The organism is Thermomonas fusca, assembly GCF_005862345.1.
GTDB classification, from domain to species: Bacteria; Pseudomonadota; Gammaproteobacteria; order Xanthomonadales; family Xanthomonadaceae; genus Thermomonas; species Thermomonas fusca.
Genome location: NZ_SROY01000017.1, coordinates 1 through 707 on the forward strand (window position 1 = coordinate 1; position 707 = coordinate 707).

The following is a 707-nucleotide window of genomic DNA, read 5'->3' on the forward strand; positions in this document are numbered from 1 at the left end:
CGGCTGCGCGAGGCGCTCAGGTTTTCCGAGGTGGTGTTCAGGTTGCTGATCACCGAGCTGAAGCGGTTCTGGATCGCACCCAGCTCGGCGCGCGAGCTGTTCACCGCGGTCAGGGCCGCATCCATGATGGAGATGGCCTTCTGGGCGCCGGCGAAGCTGGAGATGTCGACGCTGCTGACATAGGTGGCATCGCTAGCGGTAAGCGCCGCTGACGTAATTGTGAGGCCGCCCGTTGCCGAGAGGGTGTCGCCCACTTCGCCAGACGACAGCGAGGTGAAATTAACGGTTCCGGTTGTGCTGTCGAGCGAAGCAACTACGCCGGCTTTGGCCGATTGAGCATTTACCGCGGCAACAAGCGCCGCACCGCCCGCGTTCTTGCCCGCCAGTACTGCCGCCGCTTCGGCCGTCGCTTGGTCGGCCCCGGTATAGGCACCATCCGCAACCGCAGCAACAACGATCTGATCGAAACTTGCATCGCCAATTTGAAAGCCACCCGAACCAATGGTGTAGGTGGCATAACCCGAAGATGCATTGGTGTCGCCGTTAGCAGCAGTAACGGTTGCCGAGAACGTGCCCTTGGCGAACAACGTGGCACCCAGCGCGTTGGTCTGTGCACTGGAGATGGAGTCGACGGTGATCAGCTGCCCGGCGTTGGCGCCGACCTGGAAGGCCTGGCCGGCGAAGTTGCCGTCCAGCAGCTTGGTGCC

The 707-nt window shown here is 62.7% G+C and carries 1 protein-coding gene; it reads right to left on the reverse strand.

Translation table 11 applies throughout. The annotated features are described in order from the left end of the window. The coding region (locus tag E5S66_RS13510) for a flagellin (protein ID WP_281278290.1) at positions 1 to 707 on the reverse strand (707 nt) is incomplete at both ends.